This window comes from Mammaliicoccus sp. N-M50, assembly GCF_022386995.1.
Taxonomy (GTDB): Bacteria; Bacillota; Bacilli; order Staphylococcales; family Staphylococcaceae; genus Mammaliicoccus; species Mammaliicoccus sciuri_A.
Genome location: NZ_JAJNJA010000004.1, coordinates 81,700 through 104,001, shown reverse-complemented (window position 1 = coordinate 104,001; position 22,302 = coordinate 81,700). Strand labels below are relative to the sequence as shown.

Sequence of the window (22,302 nt, the reverse complement as noted above, 5' to 3'; positions counted from 1 at the left end):
ATGAAACATTTACTAAAAATTTGCTCAATATTACTCGTGACATTATTGCTTGCAAGTTGTGGTCCTAATCGAACACAAGAAGATATTGATAAAGCACTTAATGATGATGAAAAAACAGCCAAACCTAAGTCACTTACGATGTGGGTAGATGGCGATAGACAAATGGCTTTTTACAAGAAAGTAACGGAAGATTATACAAAAAAGACAGGTATTAAAGTCATTCTTAAAAATACAGCTCAAGATGATCAAGTAGATAACTTATCACTTGATGGTCCTTCAGGTAATGGACCTGACTTATTCTTCCAACCGCATGACCGTGCAGGAGATGCTTATTTACAAGGATTAGCGGCAGAAATTGATTTTACAGATGAAGAATTAAAAGGTTATTCCAAAGAAGCATTACAAGCTTTAAATTATGAAGGTAAACAGTTAGCATTACCCGTTATCGTAGAATCAACAGCTGTTGTCTATAACAAGAAACTCGTTAAGACACCACCAAAGACGATGGATGATGTTGAAAAAATCGCAAAAGATGTAACGGACAAAGATAAAAAGCAATATGGATTTATGTTTGATGCAAAAAACTTCTACTTTAATTATCCATTTTTATTCTCACAAGGCGGATACATATTTAAAGAAGAAAAAGATGGATTTAATACAAATGATGTTGCTGTAAATGATCCATCTGTCGTGAAAAATGGAGAGAGATTACAATCTTGGTATGACAAAGGTTATATTACGAAGTCAGCTAATCAAGATGTTATTGTAGGACTGTTTAAAGAAGGTAAAGTAGGCATGTTTGTAACAGGTCCTTGGCAAACGAATGAGTTTAAAGAAGCACTTGGCGATGATTTCGGAACTGCAACTTTCCCAACTGATAATGGTAAAGAAATGAAACCATTCTTAGGGGTAAGAGGTTGGTTTATATCCGAATATAGCGAAGAGAAGTACTGGGCTAAAAACTTAATGCTGTATTTAACAAATAAAGATAATATGCAGAAATATACAGATGAAATGCAAGAAATTACAGGTCGTACAGACGTTTCTTCTAAAAATGAATTATTAAAGCCATATGAAGAACAAGCTCAAAATGCCATTCCAATGCCAAACATTCCAGAGATGAGTCAAGTATGGGATCCGATGGGAAATGCAGCGACATTTATGTCCAACGGTAAAGACCCTAAAGAAGCACTTGATGAAGCGAAAAATGGTATTGATGAACAAGTAGAAATTATGAATGCATCTAAAAAATAAAAGAAGGTGTGAAAATGAGAAATCCAAAATTAGCAGCCATACTATCGATTATTCCAGGTATTGGCCAATTCTATAATAAAAGATATATAAAAGGTAGTATATTTATCGTATTTTTTATTAGTTTCATTTCAGTATTTTATCAATTTATGAATATTGGATTCTGGGGATTATTCACTTTAGGTACAGTGCCTAAACTAGATGATTCAAGGGTTCTATTAGCACAAGGTATCATTTCGTTATTATTAATTGCATTTGCGATCACTTTATATGTCGTAAATATCATAGATGCTTATCGTAATGCAGATCAATATAATAAAGGATTTGAAATTAAAGATCGTAAAGGTCGAATGACGGCAACATGGGATAAGACTTTCCCATATTTATTAATATCACCGGGTATCTTTTTATTAATCTTTGTTGTCGTATTTCCACTTTTATTCATGTGTTTTTTAGCTTTTACAAATTACAATTTGTATAATGCACCACCTAGACATTTATTAGAATGGGTAGGATTTGATAACTTTAAGTCTTTAGTTACAGTACCTATTTGGAAGACAACATTCTTTAACGTATTAACTTGGACGATTGTTTGGACTTTAGTAGCAACTACTTTACAAATCGCGTTAGCGTTATTACTCGCTATTATTGTTAATCATCCACTTATTAGATTTAAAAAGCTTATTAGAACAGTATTAATCTTACCTTGGGCAGTTCCATCGTTCGTGACAATATTAATCTTTGCGGCCATTTTTAATGATGATTTTGGTTCGATTAATAATGATATCCTACAACCATTATTCGGCATTGCACCAGCTTGGTTAAATGATCCATTCTGGGCAAAGGTTGCTTTAATCTTAATTCAAGTTTGGCTTGGATTCCCATTCGTATTTGCTTTATTCACAGGTGTTCTGCAAAGTATTTCATCAGATTGGTACGAAGCGGCAGATATGGACGGCGCATCAAGTTGGCAAAAATTTAGAAATATTACGTTTCCACATATTTTATTTGCGACTGCACCATTACTAATTATGCAATACGCAGGAAACTTTAATAACTTTAATTTAATTTACTTATTTAATAAAGGTGGTCCACCTGTTTCTGGTCAGAATGCAGGTAGTACAGATATCTTAATTTCATGGGTTTATCGATTAACATTTGATATGCAAAATTATAATATGGCTGCAACGATTTCATTAATTATTGGTGTGTTTATTGCCATTATTGCATTCTTACAATTTAGAAAGACAAGTACTTTTAAAGATGAGGGGGATATTTAATGAATAAGAAGAATAAAAATATATTAAGAGCGATTATCATGTATGGCATTTTGATTATTATGTTTATTATCATTATTTATCCATTACTGTGGACTTTAGGGTTATCACTGAACTCAGGTTCCAATCTTTATGGTTCTTCGATGATACCGAAAGATGCATCTTTGAAAAATTATATTTATTTACTAACTGATCCTTCAAGTGACTACCTTACTTGGTATAAGAATACTTTAATCGTGGCGACGGCTAATGCATTATTTTCAGTGATCTTTGTTGGTTTAACTTCATATGCATTTTCAAGATATCGTTTTGTCGGTAGAAAATACGGACTGATTGCATTTTTAATTTTACAAATGTTCCCTGTATTGATGGCAATGGTAGCAATTTATATCTTATTAAATACAATAGGCTTATTAGATTCACTATTCGGTCTTACGTTAATTTATATAGGTGGTTCCATTCCGATGAATGCTTTCTTAGTAAAAGGATATTTCGATACAATTCCTAAAGAATTAGATGAATCTGCTAAAATAGATGGTGCAGGACATATGAGAATATTTTTCACAATTATGTTACCGTTAGCTAAACCGATTCTAGCAGTTGTTGCATTATTTAATTTTATGGGACCATTTATGGACTTTATTTTGCCAAGAATTTTATTAAGAAGTCCTGAAAAATACACACTAGCAGTCGGATTATTTAATTTTATAAATGATAAATTCGGAAACAACTTTACAGTATTTGCTGCCGGGGCAATGATGATTGCAATACCAATTTCTATCGTATTCTTATTATTACAAAGATACTTAGTGACTGGTTTAACGGCAGGTGCTACAAAAGGATAATAAAGGAGTGATCTCGTGGTTACAATAAAAGATGTTGCGAAAGAAGCAAATGTTGCACCATCAACAGTATCAAGAGTGATTAGTGGGCATAAAAGTATAAGTGAAAAGACATCAAAGAAAGTAAAAGCTGTGATGAAGCAATTGGGCTATCAACCTAATATTGCCGCGAGAACACTTGTAACACAAAAATCTAAAACGATTGGTTTAATTTTAAAATCAGCTTCTAAAGAAATGACGCAAAATCCATTCTTTACAGATGTTCTGATGGGGATATCAATAGCCTGTAAACAAAGAGAATATTCAACGATTATGACAACGTCTGTTGAACAAGCTGACTTATTAGTTGAAGTAGAAAATCTCATTAAATCTAAATCGATAGATGGCTTTATTATGCTTTATTCAAAAGAGAATGATCCGGTTACACAACTACTCAAAAAATATCAATTTCCGTTTGTTGTTGTAGGTAAACAACTAGGCGAAAGAGAAATTATTCATATCGACAATGATAATGTCGAAGCAAGTCAAATGATTACAGAATTTATGATTGATAAAGGGCATGAGCATTTAGCTTTTATAGCTGAACCAGATTCATATGCTGTTGCATTAGACAGGGTAGAAGGCTTTAAGAAAGCTTGCGATAAACATGGTATTAACCAATATGACATTTACCATGCAAATCCTAACAGAGATGAAATATTAGCAATCATTAAAGAAATGAAAGAAAGTGCGACTTTTCCTACAGCGATTATTACATCAGATAGCATGATCAATATTAATTTATTAAGTGCATTATATGAACTTAATATAAGAGTGCCAGATGAAGTGATGACAGCAACTTTTAATGATTCATTTATTAATACTTTTGCATCACCACCTCAAACGGTCGTGAATATTTATCCTGAACATTTAGGTGAGGAAGCGGGTATAGCTTTAATTAAACTGATTGAGAATCCTAATATTTTAAGAAAAAATACGATTATTCCAACAGATATAATAGAGAGAAAATCAACGATAAAATAAGAGGTGACTGAATGATGGAGGAACGAATTTGGTGGAAAGAAGCGGTATGTTATCAAGTTTATCCTAGAAGTTTTAATGATTCTAACAATGATGGTATTGGTGACATAAACGGTATTAGAGAAAAGTTAGATTACTTGAAAGATCTAGGTATAGATGTGATTTGGGTTTCACCAATATTTAAATCACCTAATGATGATAATGGCTATGATATTAGTGATTATCAAGATATTATGGATGAGTTTGGAACGATGGAAGACTTTGAATTACTTTTAAAAGAGACACACGATAAAGGTATGAAACTCATATTGGATTTAGTCATCAATCATACATCAGATGAACATCCATGGTTTATCGAGTCTAAATCGAGTAAAGACAATCCTAAAAGAGATTGGTACATATGGCAAGAAGGAAAAGACGGCAAAGAACCTAATAACTGGGGAAGTATTTTCAACGGTTCAGCTTGGGAAAAAACTGAAGAAACTGATGAATACTACTTGCATATTTTCAGTAAAAAACAACCAGATTTAAATTGGGAGAATGAAGCGGTCCGCTCTGAATTATATAATATGATTAACTGGTGGTTTGATAAAGGCATCGATGGTTTCCGCGTAGATGCGATTACACATATTCAGAAATCATTTGAAGATGGCGACATACCAGTCGAACCAGGTGATGAGCAGTATAAAGCTGCATTTGAACGCTATACGAATAGACCAGGTATATTAAATCATTTACGTGAATTGAGAGATGAAACATTCAATAAATATGACATTATGACAGTAGGAGAAGCAAATGGTGTCAGTCCTGATGATGCGAATGATTGGGTAGGCTTTGATAATGGTATATTTAATATGATTTTTCAGTTCGAACATTTAGGATTATGGAATACTGAAGATAGTGGATTTGATGTTATTCAATATAAAAATATCATGTCTAAATGGCAAGACCAACTTGAAGGAGTTGGCTGGAATGCGCTATTTATCGAAAATCATGATCAACCAAGGCTCGTTTCAACTTGGGGAGATGATGAGCAGTATTGGTATGAAAGTGCAACAAGTCATGCGACAAATTATTTCTTACAAAAGGGCACACCATTTATTTATCAAGGACAAGAAATAGGGATGACGAACTATCCGTTCGAATCATTAGAAGATTTTAATGATGTTTCTGTTAAAAATGAAATTAAATTGAAAGAACAAAATGGAGAAGATACATCATCTTTATTAACTAATTTGAGTAAAGTAAATAGAGACAATTCTCGTACAATGATGCAGTGGGATAATCGTGCGTATGCAGGATTTTCAACAACAGAACCATGGTTCCACGTAAATCCAAATTACAAAACGATCAACGTAGCAGATCAGTTAGAAGATGAACATTCTGTATTAAATTATTATAAGCGCTTGATTCAATTGAAAAAAGATTACGACGTGTTTAATTACGGTAAATACGAACTAGTCGATAAAGAACATAAACAAATCTATAGTTATAAACGCATATTAGATAACGAAGAAGTTATTATTATGAGTAACTTAACAGGCGAACAAGCAACTATCACTTATCCACTTAATTTAGAAAAAAGTAAGTTATTATTACACAACTATACAACGATAGAAGATAAAAACATATTAGAACCATTTGAAACTAGAGTGTATCGAATAGAAGAATAATAGTGGGGATCCGAGACAACAGGCTTTGTCTCGGATTTTTTATTTATGTGTGGGAATGTAACTACCATAATTCAGAATAGTGGTAATAAGAAGGCGCTAACGACCATAATTCGGAAAAGTGGTAATAAGAATGCTGTAACTACCATAATTCAAAATAGTGGTAATAAGAATGCTGTAACTACCATAATTCAGAATAGTGGTAATAAGAACGCGCTAACTACCATAATTCAGAATAGTGGTAATAAGAACGCGCTAACGACCATAATTCGGAATAGTGGTAATAAGAACGCTGTAACTACCATAATTCGGGATTGTGGTAATAAGAACGTACCCTTGTTAGGGACATTATTCGGAATTCTGTCCGTAAGCCCCCTCGTTAGGGACATTATTCAGAATTCTGTCCCCAAGCCCCCTCGTTAGGGACATTTCTCGGAATTCTGTCCGTAAGCGCCACATACAAGCTCATTCCCAAATTATCATTTCTTATTAACTCATATTGTTAACGCTTACCTATCTAAACGTTTTATAATGGAATAGAAAACATAGAATTCAACGGGAGGTCATTATATGAAGAAATTAATGAATGAAAAAACAAACTTTGTAGCGGATATGCTTAAGGGAATCGAAGTGATGGATAACTCAGTTGAAATTATTAGCGACAATGTTGTCGTTCGTAAAAATGTTAAAAAGAGTGGTGTTGCTTTAGTTTCTGGTGGTGGATCTGGTCACGAACCTGCACATGCTGGTTATGTTGCTGAAGGTATGTTAGATGCAGCTGTATGTGGTGAAGTCTTCACTTCTCCTACACCAGATAAAATTCTCGAAGCGATTAAACATGTCGCGACTGATGAAGGTGTCTTATTAATCATTAAGAACTATGCCGGAGATGTTATGAACTTTGAAATGGCGCAAGAGATGGCAGAAATGGAAGGTATTTCTTGCCAATCCGTTATCGTACGTGATGATATTTCTATTGAAAATGAACAAGATAGAAGAGGTGTAGCGGGTACAGTTCTTGTACATAAGTATGCCGGCTATCTATCTGATAATGGATATAACTTAGCAGCTATTAAAGAAAAAGTAGAATCATTTATTGAAAATATTAGAACGATTGGAATGGCCATTTATCCTTGTTTAGTACCAACAACTGGTCAATACGGATTTGATTTAGATGATAATAAAATGGAGATTGGTATTGGTATACATGGTGAACGTGGTATTTATCAAGAAAATATTGAAACAATCGATAAAATCATTAACCGTTTAATGCATGAACTTGAAAAGGAAGTTTCTGATAAATCATTAATTGTTATGATTAATGGTATGGGTGCGACACCAGATTCAGAACTTGCAATCATCGCACATTATTTTAATGAATATGCAGAACAAAATGAATTAGAGGTTAAAAAATACTTTGTAGGCAATTATATGACTGCACTGGATATGCAAGGATTTTCTATTACATTAGTGCCTTATCAACAAGAAGTTGAAGAAGCATTTAATGCACCGACAGAAAGTAAATATTTTAAATAGGAGGCATTTTAAATGAACGCAGAAACATTGTTAAACAAACTTAAAGATTTAAGTCATACATTTGAACAAGAAGAACAAAATTTAACACAATTAGACAGAGCAATTGGTGATGGCGACCATGGTGTTAATATGTTACGCGGATTTAAAGCAGTAGACGAAAAAGTTACAGGAGATACAGTAAGTGATGTATTGAAATCTACAGGCATGACTTTAATGAGTTCAGTAGGTGGTGCATCAGGTCCATTGTATGGATTTAGCTTTGTTAAAATGGCAGGTCTAGATTATGACGAAATCAGTTCTGATAATTTATTAGAATATATCAATACTTTTAAAGATGCAGTTGCTGCTAGAGGTAAAGTAACAGGTGGCGAAAAAACAATGTATGATGTGTTGTTAAAAGCCTCAGATCATTTATCAAATGGAGAGTCATTATCTGAAGATATGTTGCAACAGTTCGCTGAAGATACGAAAGATTTAGAAGCAACTAAAGGTAGAGCAGCCTATTTCAAAAAAGATTCTATAGGACATATAGATCCTGGTGCTCAAAGTATGGTATACGTATTAAAAGCTTTAAGTGAGGATGTGTAAACATGGCGACAATAGGTATTATTAGTCATAGTAACGATATCGCACAAGGTGTAAAAGCATTATTGGAACAAATGTCTCCAAGTGTTACAGTTATCGCAAAAGGCGGTACAAATGAAGGTGGAATCGGTACAAGTATTGATACAGTTAATGAAGTGATTGATGCATTAACTGAAGATGCATTGTTATTTTATGATATTGGTTCATCTGAAATGAATTTAGAAATGGCGTTAGACTTATATGACGGCGAATATAAATTGTACAAAGTAGACGGTCCCATTGTAGAAGGTGCATTTTTAGCAAGTGTATCTTTATCAACAGGTGCAACATTAGAAGAAGCAATGGAAAGTATTAAAAGAGAATTTCATCAATAATTTAAATTCTTTAAGATGAAATATATTTTAAATGATATAATTGCTCTACTAATGATTTTAACAAGGTGGAGAAAGAAGAATGAAGATATCGAACAAGAAATTATACGAAAAAGTTGCAGATGTCATCATATTAGATATTAATGAAGGTCGTTTGAAAATAGGAGACCGCTTACCATCTATAAAGGCTTTATCTGAAAGTTTTGGGGTAGGACAAGCAACGATAAGAGAAGCATTGAATGCGTTAAGAGCAATGGGATATGTAGAAATTAAACATGGGCAAGGGACTTTCATCGTTGAAAGAGAAGAAGTTTATTTTAATATCGAAGCAATTAATGGAGACGTTAAAGATATTGAAAATTTACTAGAAGTCCGTAAAATTGTTGAAGTCGGTGTATCAAGACTTGCAGCTGAAAAAAGAACGGATGATGACTTGCATGCTATTGAATCTGCATTAAAAGATATGAAACAAGCCATTCAAGACAATGAATTAGGAGAAGCTTCTGATTTGAAATTTCATTTAGCTGTAGTAGAAGCGGCTAAAAATGATATGCTTAAACAATTATTGTTAAATGTATCTGAAATTATGAGACATACAATGAAAGAAACAAGAAGGATTTATTTATATACGAAAAGTAAATCAATCGAGAAGTTATATAACGAGCATAAAGAAATTTTTGAAGCTATTAAATCTCAAAATGCAGAGCTTGCGCAACATAAGATGGCATTTCATTTAGAAGAAGTAGAAAAAGTTGTACTCAGTAATATTAAAAAAACAGAACAATAATACTTGATAATCATAACTGCTATTAATCTCTAACAGAGACATGATAGCAGTTTTTTATTTTATGCAAAATTAAAAGCGATAAGCTTCAGGAGGCTTATCGCTTTAGGGTATGTAACCCCATCCGTTCCATTTCATAATCATATATAAAGACTTCTTACAGTTAATAATAAATTGCATGATGTCTATTCGAAAATGAAGTACATTTATTACAACTTATCATCTGTATACTTAGTATAAGGTCAACGGTGCACTTTATCAATGTTAATTCTTAAAAAAAGATGCCAAATTTACACTTAAATGCGATTTAAAATTTTAAATAAAGACTTGTTATCAAAACATTTGTAAAATTATCAGAACCTTCAAAAAATAAACACAGTTTGATATACTGTTTTTAATTTACTGATGGGAGGATAATATATGAATCAAACAAAAGAAAAAGTTTCAATCATTAATAGATTTCTTAATTTAATAGAAAGAGTAGGGAATAGACTACCCGATCCGAGTATACTATTTTTCTTCTTATGTGCAGCGTTAATATTTCTGTCTTGGTTTATTTCATTATTTCACATAAAAGTGGAAAGTCCTGCAACTGGGAAGACTGTAGAAGTTACAAATTTAATTTCTAGAGAAGGTTTTGGAAAGATTATTAGTGAATCTATCACGAATTTTTCAGAGTTTCCTGCGTTAGGCTTAGTACTTGCTGTTATGTTAGGGATAGGTGTTGCTGAGAAGACGGGTTATTTTGATAAGTTAATGATCCAAGTTGTTCAAAAAGCACCTAGAAAAATTATTGTTCCCATTATTATATTTGTAGGTATTATCGGTAATGCTGCAGGAGATGCAGCACCAGTTGTGTTACCGCCATTAACAGCGTTAGTATTTATAAAGTTAGGTTATCATCCGATTGCTGGACTTGCGATGGCTTATGCCTCAGCACTAGGTGCATTTGCTGCGAACGTTACGTTAGGTATGAGTGATGCGTTAGTATATGCGTTTACGAAACCAGCAGCTGAAATCATTGATAAAGACATCAGTTTAAATGTAGCAATGAACTGGTATTTTATTGCAGCATCAACAATCATCTTATTACCAGCAATTTATTATGTCAGTATGAAAGTCGTTATTCCACGTTTAGGTACATACAAACCTGATGAAGGTTCTGAGGATCAAAGAGATGATAATGAAATTAGTGCAAAAGAAAGTAAAGCATTGAAGTTTGCGAATATTAGTTTCTTTATTGTTGTAGCGTTATTACTTGCTTTAGCAATTCCTGAAAATGGATGGTTAAGAAATCCAAAGACAGGTAGTTTAATTGATAAAGCACCATTGATGGATGGTGTAGGTATCATTATATTAGTTATCTTTTTCGTGCCTGGTTTTGTATATGGTATTCTTTCAGGGAAAATCTCAAATACAAAAGATTTAGGAAAAATGTTATCAGATTCCATGTCCACAATGGGTAGCTTTATCGTTATTGTATTCTTTGCAGCTCAACTTTTAGCATATTTAGAATGGAGTAATCTAGGTATTGTCATTTCTGTAAAAGGTGCAGAATTATTACAAGGTCAAAATGGGGTCATCTTAATTATTGGATTTATCATTCTAAGTAGTTTGATCAATTTATTAATCGGAAGTGCTTCAGCTAAATGGGCAATATTAGCACCAATCTTTATACCAATGTTTATGTTATTAGGTTATCATCCAGCATTTACACAAATGGTTTATCGTATCGGAGACTCTATTACAAATCCGATTACACCAATGATGCCATACTTACCATTATTACTTTCATATGCTCAAAAGTATGATAAAAATATGAAACTAGGTACATTGATTTCAAGTTTAATGCCATATTCAATTGTGTTAGGAATCGTTTGGCCGTTATTCATGATTATTTGGTTCTTACTGGGCTTTCCATTAGGACCAGGTGGAGATATTCATTTGAATAAATAGTATTATACATTTTAATAATTATAAAATTATTAATAGTTATAAATTCAATCTATCTGTGTTATGAGTATTCCACAATATAGTGTCGTTATGGTACAATCACCATTGGTACATTAAAACGATTATAAAAATAAGTGGTATACAATATATAACAACAATTAGAAAAGGATGATTGAATGTCTCCATTAATTTTAAAGCCTGTATTCAAAGAACGTATATGGGGTGGTAGAAATTTAGAAAATATGGGATATAACCTGCCTGAAGGACGAATCGGTGAATGTTGGGGGATATCTGCACATGTAAATGGACCAAACGAAATCGCAAATGGTCCATATAAAGGACAAACTTTAGATGAAGTTTGGTTAAATCACCCAGAACTTTTCGGTAATCCTACAGAAGAAAAGTTCCCATTATTAACTAAGATTCTTGATGCAAATGATCAACTATCTGTACAAGTACATCCTGATGATACATATGCACATGAACATGAAAACGGTGAATTTGGTAAGACAGAATGTTGGTATATTATAGATGCTAAAGAAGATGCAGAAATTATATATGGTACATATGCAAATACAAAACAACAATTAGAAGAATTTATTCAGAACGAAGATTGGGATCATTTATTTAAACGCGTAAAAGTAGAAAAAGGCGACTTCTTCTATGTACCTAGTGGAACAGTTCACGCAATAGGTAGCGGTATTATGATTCTAGAAACACAACAAAATTCTGATACAACTTATAGAATTTATGATTATGACAGAATTGATAAAGACGGCAAGAAAAGAGAACTTCATTTAGATAAGAGTATCGACGTTATAACTGTTGGTGCACAAAGTCCAAATGTACCACCTAAAAAAATTGATGATGAAGACCAAAAAGGGACATTATTAATCGAAAGCGAATTCTTTACAGTTGCTAAGTGGGAAATTAGTGGGACATTTAATTTTAGAAAACCTAGAGATTATTGCTTAGTAAGTGTGATAGCTGGAAGCGGAGAAATCATTACAGATGGTAATGTATTTGAAGTAGAAAAAGGCGATCATTTAATCATGACAGCAGATGATTTAGATAATCACATAAATGGTGAATTAGAAGTCATCATTAGTTATGTGTAGATTGGGGTCTATCAAATGAAAAAATTTCTATATTTATCATTAGTATGTGCAGTTATTGCAGGATTAGGTTTGTTTTTCGGAATGCCTAAGTATCCAACGCCAGTCATTCCATTTATCATTGCGTTAATTGGTTTAGTACTTGCAATCTCTACATTAAAAGACAAAGAAATATCAGCAGGACTCAAAATAGGCGGCATATTAGTCAACTTTATGCCATGCTTAGCAGGGTTATCGTTGATCGTATAAAGCATAATAAATCAACAGTAGAAATTCTGTAAAAGAATTTCTACTGTTTTTATGTATGATAGGGTAATATCGCACGAAGACTCGGAGATATCGTGCGCTAGGGTACAAAATCAGGGTGTAACGCACGAAGACTCGGAGATATCGTGCGCTAAGGCACAAAATCAGGGTGCGTCGCACGAAGACTTGGAGATATCGTGCGCTAAGGCACAAAATCAGGGTGCGTCGCACGAAGACTCGGAGATATCGTGCTCTAAGGCAGAAAAACAGGGTGTCTCGCACGAACACTCACACATATTACCTTCCTACCCACGTCCAAATTATCTTGCGCTATTTATAATATGCGATTTATTATATTTGTTCATTTTCTAATTAATCTTTAAAAGTAATATACTATTATAGGATTAATGAAAATGAAATAAAACTGTAATATAAACGGTAAAGATTACGGTGTATAATTAATAAGAATTCATAAATAAACTGTAAGAAGATGGAGGTAAGTTATTTTGAAGAAAAAGACAATAGCGGCATTTGTTGGTGCTTCGGTTGCAGTTGCAGTATCTTCTCATCAAGCGGAAGCAGCAACTTATAAAGTTAAAAGTGGAGATTCTTTATGGCTGATTGCTGATAAGCATAATACGACGATTGCGAAAATTAAAAGCTTAAATAAATTAAGTTCAAATCTTATTTTCCCTAATCAAGTATTACAAGTTCCTGGTACTTCAAATTCATCAAGTACATCGAACACGAGCTCAAGAGCTACTTCAACTTCATCAACGACATATTACACAGTAAAATCGGGAGATACATTAGGGGTTATTGCTGGTAAATATGGTACGACGTATCAAAAAATTATGTCATTGAATGGGTTAAGTAACACGATTATTTATCCGGGACAAAAATTAAAAGTTAATGGAACAGCAAGTTCTAGTAGTAACACGGGTAGCTCTAGTAACAGTGGAGCGTCTAATGCTTCAGGTAGCACTTCTACTTATACAGTTAAGTCAGGAGATTCACTATCAGCGATTGCAGCTAGATATGGAACGACATACCAAAAAATTATGTCATTAAATGGTTTATCAAACTTTATCATTTATCCGGGACAAAAATTAAAAGTAAGTGGAACAGCATCAAGTTCAGGTTCTACTTCTAATTCAAATAACAACAGTGGTTACACATCACCGACATTCAATCATCAAAATTTATACGACTGGGGTCAATGTACATGGCATGTATTTAACCGTCGTAAAGCTATAGGTAAACCAATTAGTACTTATTGGTGGAATGCAAACAATTGGGCAAGTGCTGCTGCTAAAGATGGTTATGTTGTAAATCGTACACCTTCAGTAGGATCAATCCTTCAATCATCAGCTGGCTATTATGGTCATGTATCATTTGTTGAAAGAATTAATTCAAACGGAAGCCTTCAAGTATCAGAAATGAACTTTAGTTCATCACCAGGTGTACTAACATACAGAACGATACCAGCTTCTCAAGTTTCAAGTTATAATTATATACATTAATCATTGAAGAGTCTTGGACATTATGATGTGTCCTCGGCTCTTTTTTTATAATTGTAAACATAGACATGAGTGTGAATGTCTTATACAATGTTAATATTAATGTGTTGTTAAAAAAGTAAATTTTAAGCGTAATTTTTATATGAAAATAAAATTAAGATATCAAAGTAAACATCATTATGAAAATCGATCATTATAGATATTAAGGAGTATACATATGTCTGAAGAAAGAAACTACTTTTGGTTAAATTGTGGATATAATAGGTGGCGTCATACGGAACCATTAGAAGGCCAAACTGCAGTGTTTGAATCAGGTGCAAGCTTTAATCCAACGCAAGGTTATCATGCATTTAAGACAGCTAAACCAGGAGATAAAGTCATTTATTATCAAGTGCAAAATCAAGTCGGCTTACTTGGATTCGGTGAAATCTTACAAGTTCAAACGGGTGGCAATCAAAAAGTAAGTATCCAATTTAAGTTTGAGCAATCTTTAACAATGTTATCAATTGAATATTTAAAGAGAAGTGAACAATTAGAATCTAGAATTAAACAAATGACAGAACAATTGTTTAATCGCATTACGAAAGAAGAATTCGATTTAATTATAGGGTTAGGACAAGGCGCTATAAAAATTCCTAGGTATTTTTTACTTACAGAAGAAATTCAATTTGAACCAGATCAAACATATACAATATTTACACATACTGTAAATGGTATAAAGAGAAATGGTTATACGTACTATACTCAGTTAGAAATAGGAGACCAGATTATATTTTTAAGTAGAAATGCTAATCAGTCAATTATCGGAACTGGGGAAGTATCAGATAGTATACATAAGTTACCACCACAACCTGGTAGAACAGATTCTACATGTATTGAAGTTAAATATCATGAAGATATTAATCCTGTGAATATTGGCGAATTAAATAGACATCAAACGTTAAAGAAATTATATTTCTTACAAGATAGTTCGAAACAATCTATTGCTAATTTAACAAAAGCACAATATGATGCGATGTTAGATATGAGTAACGGGACGTACAAAGAAAGTTCTAGTAATCAATATGAGATGTCTGTTCAACGTGATCAGGAAAATGAACCTAAAAAAGATAAACCTATTATTTTAATGCTCTGTGACAATAAAGAAGACGGTTTGAAAAAAGCGAAACATTATGTTGAACGTGAACTTGCGAAAGGTATATATACAGTAGGTCATCCTGATTTCTCAGAAGAAATGTTATACGGTCGATATTTACCAAATGAAAGTGGCGCTTTATATTATAGAGAAGGTTTCATTACAGGACATATTACGAACTCAGAAAGAGAATGGCTTGTGATTGACCAGTTTGAAAGAATAGATCCAGAAATCTTTCAATTATTCTTAAATGTGCTTGATGGTCATGAAATGACATTACCAAGATATAATCATGAAGGTAAGATGGTGAAGTGGAGTTTAGAAAAAGACTCATTCTATCGTCATAATCCTAAATGGCGCATGATTGGTTTATGTTACGGCTCGATTGAAGACATAAAAGAACAATATTCACATCAATTCTTAAAACATTGTAGAGTATTACATGTAGGATAAAATAGACGGAATAAAATCTTAACACTTAAGATTTTATTCCGTTTTTATTTTTTTAAAGGTTTATAAATTGCTGAATATTCTGTAATATAGAATTATGCTTGGTTAATATTTCACAAATAAAATTGCAAAGGGGTCATTTTATGGAGAAAATCGTAGCATTCTCAGATTGGTTATGGGGGTATCCAATCGTCACACTTTTATTAGTATCAAGTTTATTTTTAACATTGTATTTAGGATTAATACAATTTAGACATTTTGGTTATATGATGAAACAAACTTTTGGAAGTATTAATAAAGAGCCTAAAGGTGATGGTACAATTACGCCGAGGCAAGCGTTAACGTCAGCTTTATCATCAACAGTAGGTGCGGCAAACATTGTCGGTGTACCTACAGCCATTATGATGGGTGGACCTGGTGCAGTATTTTGGATGTTAGTAATCGCATTTCTAGGAATGGCATTAAAATATTCCGAAAACGTACTAGGTATATATTATCGTGAGAAAAACGATAAAGGAGAATTTGTTGGTGGACCTACATATTATATGAAAAAAGGTTTCAAAAATAAAAAAGTCGGATTAGTATTTTCATTTGTATTTGCATTTGCTTTAATGCTTGAACTTATCCCAAGTATTATGGTACAAGGGAATTCAGCTGCAAGTACTGTTCAAGATACATTCGATATTCATATGGGTATAACAGGAATCGTGTTAGCTGTTATTGCTGCTTTAGTTGTATTTGGTGGTATTCAGCGTATTGCAACATTTACCGAAATGATCGTACCGGTTATGGTCGGTTTATATTGTATTATGGGATTCTTGATTATCATACTGAATATTCAACATGTGCCTAGTGTAATTGCGTTAGTTGTTGAGAAAGCATTTAATCCAGATGCAGCATTAGGTGGTAGTTTCGGTGCTGCTTTAGCCACAACAGTACGTTGGGGATTTGCACGTGGTATTTATTCAAACGAAGCGGGTCTTGGTACATCACCAATTGCGCATGCTGCTGCAAAGACAGACCATCCTGTAAGACAAGCATTCTGGAGTGTTAGTGAAATCGTTGTTGATACATTAATTATCTGTAGTACGACAGCATTTGTTGTTTTAGTATCTGATGTTTGGAAAGATAATGATGCTAAAGAACAATCCGCTGCACTTACAGCTCGTGCCTTTAATAATGCATTTGGAACATTTGGAAGTTGGATTGTTTCAATTTCTATGGTCTTCTTCGTATTCTCAACAATCATCGTTGTTATATACTATGGATCAAGAATGGCAGAATATTTATTTGGCTTAACAGCAGGCTTTATTATGAAGATTGTTTATGTACTCTCAATCGCGCTTGGTGCATTCGGTGCAGGTACACAACTTTGGAATTTATTAGATATCGCGCTTGCATGTATATTGATTCCGAATATTATCGCAGTCGTGATGTTAGCACCTAAAGTTAAAAGTTTAACAACAGAATTCTTTACAGGAAAAGAATTCTACTTAAAAGATAAAGCTAAAAAGTAAATATCTTCAATTAATTGAATACAAGAAAAAGATTATAACGATTACAGTTATAATCTTTTTTTATTTGTAAAATTATAGTACTTCTATATACTTTGTGAGTTAGTGATTTCGGTTTGATAATTAACCACGAGAAAAATACATAAATTGTCAAATATATATTTAAATTCCATATTGATGTTATTTAATTTTGTGTTAAAATTATTTTAAGAAAATCAAATTCACGGGAAACAGGAGGTAAAACTATGAAGACTCAATCTTATTCAGAAGCAATTTCAACATGTTCAGAATTTTTCGATCAGCAAAATAAAATTGATAATATCTTTTTAGTTATTGAACAAAAGTATGGTCTAAAGAAGCATGAATTTTTCTTTTTAATGAAATTAAACGAAGTGGAAGAAGTGCATCTTAAAGATGCTATTGAAAAAGGCTATATTAAACAAAATAAATCAGCGAGAGCGATTAAACGTTTATTTGAGAAAAGATACATATTAAAAAATCGCTTAAAATCAGACGAACGAGCAGTAATTTTACGTTTTAACAATGAGTTCAAAGAAGAATTCAATGAAATTATGCAAGAAGTCATATATATGTTAAATGAATAATTATATAAGTTATAAGTATGAGCCTGGTACAAAATAATTGTCCAGGCTTTGTCATTATGGGATTGTAATATGTTGCATAAACTATTAAAATTATAAATGTAAGCGCTTTATTATTAGGAGGTTATCTATGGAGAATAATAGTACATCTAAGAAAGAAATTAGTTTCTTTTGGGCCGTTGTGCCATTTTTATTTATGATTATCAGTATGTTATTTACGGTAGTCGTTTTAGAGCAAGCTCCGCACATACCGTTAATGATAGGAACAGCAATTGCTGCAATTGTAGCTTACTATCATGGGTATAGTTGGCAAGACATCGAAGAAATGATGTATAAAGGTATTAGACTAGCCTTACCAGCAATCGTCATTATCATTTTAGTTGGTTTAATCATTGGTGCTTGGATAGGTGGAGGCGTAGTAGCCACAATGATTTACTATGGATTAAAATTAATAACGCCGTCATTATTTTTAGTAACCATCGCAGTTATTTGTGCAATCGTAGCATTAGCTATTGGTAGTAGTTGGTCAACAATGGCAACAGTTGGTGTAGCTGGTATGGGAATTGGATTAAGTATGGATATACCAGCAGGCATGATAGCAGGTGCTATTATATCTGGATCATACTTTGGTGATAAGATGAGCCCATTATCAGATACGACAAACTTAGCAGCAGGTCTAACAGGTACAGATTTATTTGATCATATTAAACACATGTTCTATACGACAGTACCTGCCGTTATCATTTCATTAATTGTATTTTTTATTTTAGGACAACAATTTTCAGCTGGTAATATGGACCAAGCAAAAATTGATGCCATCAATAATGAAATGCTAGACAAATTTACAATTTCACCGTGGTTGTTGCTCGTACCTGTAATAGTTATTATATTAGTTGCATTTAAAGTACCTGCAATACCAGCATTAGTTGTCGGTATTGTTTTAGGATTTTTATCGCAAATATTTATTCAAGGTGGAAGTCTACATGACAGTGTGAAGACATTACAAACTGGATTTGTATTAGAATCTAAAAATGATTTAGTCAAAGAATTGTTCAATAGAGGTGGATTAGAATCCATGTTCTATACAATTTCAATGACTATCGTTGCGATGACATTTGGAGGCATTCTTGAATATTCAGGCATGCTAAAATCAATCATTACAAAAATCTTAAAAATCGCAAAAGGCACTGGTGGTTTAATAGCATCTGTTATTATTTCATGTATAGGTACTAACGCTTCATGTTCAGAACAATACATATCGATTGTAGTACCTTCAAGAATGTACATTAATACATTTTTAGAAAGAAGACTACATCCGAAAAACTTATCACGTGCACTTGAAGACGGTGGTACAGTAACATCCGTATTCTTCTTGTGGAATACATGTGGGGTATTTATTGCCCAAACATTGAATGTGAACGTATTAGATTATGGCATTTATGCAGTTTTCAACTATACGGTACCAATCATATCTGTCATCTTTGGATATGTAGGATTTAAAATTATCAAAATTAACGAAGAAGAATATAAAGCATTTAAAAAGCAAGCTGTTTAATAATAGAAATGATGAAGTGCTAGGACAGAAAAGTCCTAGCACTTTTTTGTTGTTAGGGACATTATTCAAAATTGTGTCCGTAAGAGCCACCGTTAGGGACATTATTCGAAATTGTGTCCATAAAACTTTTATTTATCATACTGTCGTGTTACGTTTAAGAAAATGATGATTGGAGTGATTGTTATCGCTATTGTTTATTATGATGGGGATTGTGGATACTGTAATCGTGCTGTGATGTGGTTAATTCATCATAAGATTTCACATCGTTTTCAATTTGCTCAACTGGAATCTTCATATGGTGATCATTTATTTGAAGCGCGACCTGATTTGCAAAATATAGATAGTATTATTGTTGTAGATGGCGACAAAGTATGGATTAAATCAAACGCGATTATTCATTTATTAGGCCAAATAAAAGGCTATCAATTTTTAGGATGGACTTTGAAATGGATACCGAAATTTGTACGAGATATTGGCTATGATGCATTTGCCAAAATCAGACATAAAGTGATTTTGAAAAATGCTTGTCGATTACCGACACCTGAAGAAAGAAAATATTTTTTAAATTAATATTGCATAAATAAAGATTGCGTGATATCCTTTTGTGTAAACGGTTACACAAAAGGAAGTTGAAGTATGGCAACAATTAAACAAGTTGCGCAACATGCAGGAGTATCTGTTGCTACTGTATCTAGAGCGCTGAATAAAAGTGGTTATGTTAAGAAGGAAACACAAGATAAAATTGATAAAGCAATTCAAGAATTAAATTATCGACCTAATGAAACAGCAAGAACTTTATATAAACGACAATCTAGAATGATAGGACTATTGTTACCAGATATGAGTAACCCTTTTTTTACAGTAGTTGCTAGAGGTGTTGAAGATGAAGCGATGGCGATGGGCTATCATATCATTATTGGAAATGGTGATGGTAATGATGAGAAAGAGCTTGCTTATTTAAATACATTTAACGTACATAATTGTAGTGGTATTATTGCTTCACAATTATCGAGTAAGGAAACTTTTGATTCATTTAAATCTTATAATATGCCTTTTGTTCTATTAGACCGTGTGTACGAAGATCATGAATTTGTTGAAACAAATCATTACAAAGGTGGACAACTTCAAGCTCAGGCAGTGATTAACGGTAAAGCACAATCTGTTCTTATTTTAGAACAAGATTTAAATTACAAATCATTTAGAGAGCGATTCAATGGTGCGAAGTTAATGTTAGATGAAGCGGGTATCACGTATGTTTCAGCTAATGAATTATCTTTAACAGAAGATGATTTGCTTAACTTAATTAAAGAACACGACATTGATAGCATTATTTGTAGTAATGATGTTGGCGCATTTAACGTCATGAGTATTCTTTATAATCATCAATACAAAGTGCCCGATGATATACAAGTGGTTGGTTATGATGATATACCGTTATCACGTACATATTCACCAAGTTTAACAACGATTCATCAACCTGCTTATTTAATTGGTCAAAAAGCATGCCAACAATTAATTAAACAGTTGGAAGGTAAACAAAGAGAACATCATCAAATATTAGATGTTACTTTAGTGGAAAGACAATCAACAAGGAGAGATTAATATGAAGAAAATAACAGTTATCGGAAGTATGTCTATAGATTTAGTTGTATCAGCGTCTAAAAGACCAGGTAAAGGAGAAACAATTCTTGGGGACGATTTCTTTACAACACCTGGTGGGAAAGGTGCAAACCAAGCAGTCGCAGCTGCAAGATTAGGGGATAACGTACATATGATTGGTAGAGTTGGTGATGATGATTTTGGTAAAGAAATATACGAAAATCTTCAAAAAAATCACGTTATTGTGGATGGTGTGGAACCCGTTACACAAATGCCATCAGGAACAGCACATATAACATTATCTGAACAAGATAATAGTATTATTGTCGTACCTTCAGCTAACAATGAAGTGACACCAGACTATGTTAAAAAACATTTAGAAGCATTGTCAGAAGGCGATATCGTTTTATTACAACAAGAAATTCCAAGTGAAACAGTTGAATTTGCGGTTAAATATTGTTCAGAACATGGTTTGATTTCAATTCTGAATCCCGCACCATATAGAGAAGTAAGCAACACTGTTATCGAAAAAGTTGATTACTTAACACCGAACGAAACAGAAAGTGATGAGATGTTTAAAGGTAAATTAGATGAAGCGTTAGCAACTTATCCAATGAAATTGATTGTAACTTTAGGCGATAAAGGTGCAGCTTATCATAATGGTAAAGAAAAAGTTCAAGTACCAGGTTATAAACGTGAAGTGAAAGATACGACTGGTGCTGGCGATACATTTAATGGTGCATTTGCAGTAGCGCTTCAAAAAGAATACAGCTTAGATGAAGCATTAGCATTTGCTAATTTAGCAGCAAGTCACTCAGTAACTGGATTAGGTGCACAAGGCGGAATGCCAACATTACAAGATATTGAAGGAGAATGGCATGTATAAGACAGGGATATTAAACAGTGAAATTTCTAAAGTATTAAGCGATCTTGGTCATACTGATCGTATTGTGATAGCAGATTGTGGTTTACCAGTACCAAAAGGCGTGCGAAAAATTGATTTAGCACTGTCTTTTGGTGTACCAAGTTTTGAAAGCGTTTACGATATTTTGTTAGAACATATGTCTGTACAGAAAATGATTTTTGCAGAAGAAATGAAGTCGGATAATTCAGCACTTTATGAAAAGATTCAAGAAACAGATGTTGAAAGAGAATTTGTATCACACGAAGCATTTAAAAAATTAACACACGATACTGTCGCAATTATAAGAACAGGGGAAGCAACACCATATGCAAACGTCATATTAGAAAGTGATGTTTTATTTTAAGGAGGGATT

The 22,302-nt window shown here is 33.0% G+C and carries 21 protein-coding genes; all 21 read left to right on the top strand.

Going from position 1 to position 22,302, the window contains the following annotated elements:
* The 21 genes from LQ622_RS07820 to rbsD all read left to right on the top strand — a co-directional run bounded on the left by LQ622_RS07820 (nt 1) and on the right by rbsD (nt 22,293).
* The gene (locus LQ622_RS07820; protein ID WP_037588998.1) at nt 1-1,254 is read left to right on the top strand and encodes an extracellular solute-binding protein; all 1,254 of its coding nucleotides are present in this window, start codon (nt 1-3) and stop codon (nt 1,252-1,254) included.
* A gap of 8 nt (nt 1,255-1,262) precedes the next feature.
* Nucleotides 1,263-2,531 carry a sugar ABC transporter permease gene (locus LQ622_RS07815; RefSeq protein WP_107609238.1) on the top strand — a complete coding sequence of 423 codons (1,269 nt, stop codon included), beginning with the start codon at nt 1,263-1,265 and terminating at the stop codon, nt 2,529-2,531.
* A complete protein-coding gene (locus tag LQ622_RS07810) occupies nt 2,531-3,373 on the top strand; it encodes a sugar ABC transporter permease (protein ID WP_025906438.1) in 843 nt (280 codons plus the stop codon). The genes LQ622_RS07815 and LQ622_RS07810 overlap by 1 nt, the downstream gene beginning before the upstream one ends.
* A 15-nt stretch (nt 3,374-3,388) precedes the next feature.
* The gene (locus LQ622_RS07805; RefSeq protein ID WP_037588996.1) at nt 3,389-4,393 is read left to right on the top strand and encodes a LacI family DNA-binding transcriptional regulator; all 1,005 of its coding nucleotides are present in this window, start codon (nt 3,389-3,391) and stop codon (nt 4,391-4,393) included.
* Between the two features lie 14 nt (nt 4,394-4,407).
* Nucleotides 4,408-6,063: an alpha-glucosidase gene (locus LQ622_RS07800; protein ID WP_239774941.1), complete on the top strand. Its 1,656-nt coding sequence runs from the start codon at nt 4,408-4,410 to the stop codon at nt 6,061-6,063.
* A 567-nt stretch (nt 6,064-6,630) separates the two neighbouring features.
* A complete protein-coding gene (gene dhaK, locus LQ622_RS07795) occupies nt 6,631-7,596 on the top strand; it encodes a dihydroxyacetone kinase subunit DhaK (protein ID WP_075578131.1) in 966 nt (321 codons plus the stop codon).
* 12 nt (nt 7,597-7,608) lie between these two features.
* The gene (gene dhaL / locus LQ622_RS07790) at nt 7,609-8,184 is read left to right on the top strand and encodes a dihydroxyacetone kinase subunit DhaL (protein ID WP_239762098.1); all 576 of its coding nucleotides are present in this window, start codon (nt 7,609-7,611) and stop codon (nt 8,182-8,184) included.
* A 2-nt stretch (nt 8,185-8,186) separates the two neighbouring features.
* On the top strand, nt 8,187-8,555 hold the full coding sequence (dhaM, locus tag LQ622_RS07785; RefSeq protein ID WP_025906428.1) for a dihydroxyacetone kinase phosphoryl donor subunit DhaM: 369 nt from the start codon (nt 8,187-8,189) through the stop codon (nt 8,553-8,555).
* 79 nt (nt 8,556-8,634) lie between these two features.
* The gene (locus LQ622_RS07780; protein WP_025906426.1) at nt 8,635-9,339 is read left to right on the top strand and encodes a FadR/GntR family transcriptional regulator; all 705 of its coding nucleotides are present in this window, start codon (nt 8,635-8,637) and stop codon (nt 9,337-9,339) included.
* Between the two features lie 417 nt (nt 9,340-9,756).
* Nucleotides 9,757-11,292, top strand: coding sequence for an AbgT family transporter (locus LQ622_RS07775; protein WP_239774905.1), 1,536 nt, complete (start codon nt 9,757-9,759; stop codon nt 11,290-11,292).
* A 173-nt stretch (nt 11,293-11,465) separates the two neighbouring features.
* Nucleotides 11,466-12,407 carry a mannose-6-phosphate isomerase, class I gene (gene manA, locus LQ622_RS07770; protein ID WP_025906422.1) on the top strand — a complete coding sequence of 314 codons (942 nt, stop codon included), beginning with the start codon at nt 11,466-11,468 and terminating at the stop codon, nt 12,405-12,407.
* A gap of 15 nt (nt 12,408-12,422) precedes the next feature.
* The gene (locus tag LQ622_RS07765) at nt 12,423-12,653 is read left to right on the top strand and encodes a hypothetical protein (protein WP_159315429.1); all 231 of its coding nucleotides are present in this window, start codon (nt 12,423-12,425) and stop codon (nt 12,651-12,653) included.
* 503 nt (nt 12,654-13,156) lie between these two features.
* The gene (locus LQ622_RS07760; RefSeq protein ID WP_126477241.1) at nt 13,157-14,173 is read left to right on the top strand and encodes a LysM peptidoglycan-binding domain-containing protein; all 1,017 of its coding nucleotides are present in this window, start codon (nt 13,157-13,159) and stop codon (nt 14,171-14,173) included.
* A 214-nt stretch (nt 14,174-14,387) separates the two neighbouring features.
* On the top strand, nt 14,388-15,758 hold the full coding sequence (locus LQ622_RS07755) for an EVE domain-containing protein (RefSeq protein WP_126477242.1): 1,371 nt from the start codon (nt 14,388-14,390) through the stop codon (nt 15,756-15,758).
* Nucleotides 15,759-15,898: 140 nt separating this feature from the next.
* Nucleotides 15,899-17,272 carry an alanine/glycine:cation symporter family protein gene (locus LQ622_RS07750; RefSeq protein WP_239762099.1) on the top strand — a complete coding sequence of 458 codons (1,374 nt, stop codon included), beginning with the start codon at nt 15,899-15,901 and terminating at the stop codon, nt 17,270-17,272.
* A 242-nt stretch (nt 17,273-17,514) separates the two neighbouring features.
* A complete protein-coding gene (locus LQ622_RS07745; RefSeq protein WP_037588985.1) occupies nt 17,515-17,874 on the top strand; it encodes a transcriptional regulator, SarA/Rot family in 360 nt (119 codons plus the stop codon).
* Between the two features lie 127 nt (nt 17,875-18,001).
* The gene (gene nhaC / locus LQ622_RS07740; protein ID WP_126477244.1) at nt 18,002-19,426 is read left to right on the top strand and encodes a Na+/H+ antiporter NhaC; all 1,425 of its coding nucleotides are present in this window, start codon (nt 18,002-18,004) and stop codon (nt 19,424-19,426) included.
* Nucleotides 19,427-19,588: 162 nt separating this feature from the next.
* Nucleotides 19,589-19,996, top strand: coding sequence for a thiol-disulfide oxidoreductase DCC family protein (locus LQ622_RS07735; RefSeq protein WP_239762100.1), 408 nt, complete (start codon nt 19,589-19,591; stop codon nt 19,994-19,996).
* A 66-nt stretch (nt 19,997-20,062) separates the two neighbouring features.
* The gene (locus tag LQ622_RS07730) at nt 20,063-21,028 is read left to right on the top strand and encodes a LacI family DNA-binding transcriptional regulator (protein WP_025906408.1); all 966 of its coding nucleotides are present in this window, start codon (nt 20,063-20,065) and stop codon (nt 21,026-21,028) included.
* Between the two features lies 1 nt (nt 21,029).
* Nucleotides 21,030-21,911, top strand: a complete 882-nt coding sequence (gene rbsK / locus LQ622_RS07725) for a ribokinase (RefSeq protein WP_239762101.1) — start codon at nt 21,030-21,032, stop codon at nt 21,909-21,911.
* Nucleotides 21,904-22,293, top strand: a complete 390-nt coding sequence (rbsD, locus tag LQ622_RS07720; protein WP_204188446.1) for a D-ribose pyranase — start codon at nt 21,904-21,906, stop codon at nt 22,291-22,293. The genes rbsK and rbsD overlap by 8 nt, the downstream gene beginning before the upstream one ends.
* The last annotated feature ends 9 nt before the right edge of the window (nt 22,294-22,302 follow it).